Origin of the sequence: Cobetia sp. MMG027 (assembly GCF_027947415.1) — a bacterium.
GTDB lineage: Bacteria > Pseudomonadota > Gammaproteobacteria > Pseudomonadales > Halomonadaceae > Cobetia > Cobetia marina.
Map to the genome: position 1 here is coordinate 1 of NZ_JAQJIO010000047.1, position 305 is coordinate 305.

At 53.1% G+C, this 305-nt stretch carries 2 tRNA genes; both read left to right on the forward strand.

The window, feature by feature from the left end:
• Positions 1-26: 26 nt before the first annotated feature.
• Positions 27-103 (forward strand) — tRNA-Ile (locus tag PJK54_RS17810).
• A gap of 39 nt (positions 104-142) precedes the next feature.
• Positions 143-218: transfer RNA gene (locus PJK54_RS17815), tRNA-Ala, on the forward strand.
• Positions 219-305: the final 87 nt, after the last annotated feature.

The window sequence follows — 305 nt, forward strand, 5'->3', positions numbered from 1 at the left end:
AAGTTAGTTTATCGAGTAGTAGTGTCGGGTCTGTAGCTCAGTTGGTTAGAGCGCACCCCTGATAAGGGTGAGGTCGGCAGTTCAAATCTGCCCAGACCCACCAAAAGCTTCGTGCTTTTGTCGACACGGTTTGCCGACTTTTGGGGCCATAGCTCAGCTGGGAGAGCGCCTGCCTTGCACGCAGGAGGTCAGCGGTTCGATCCCGCTTGGCTCCACCATCAAGTTCCGGTTCAAGCTTCTACTACCTGATAATGCTGACAGTTCACAGTGACAAGCATATCGCCTTCCTCGAGAAGGTTGTGTGA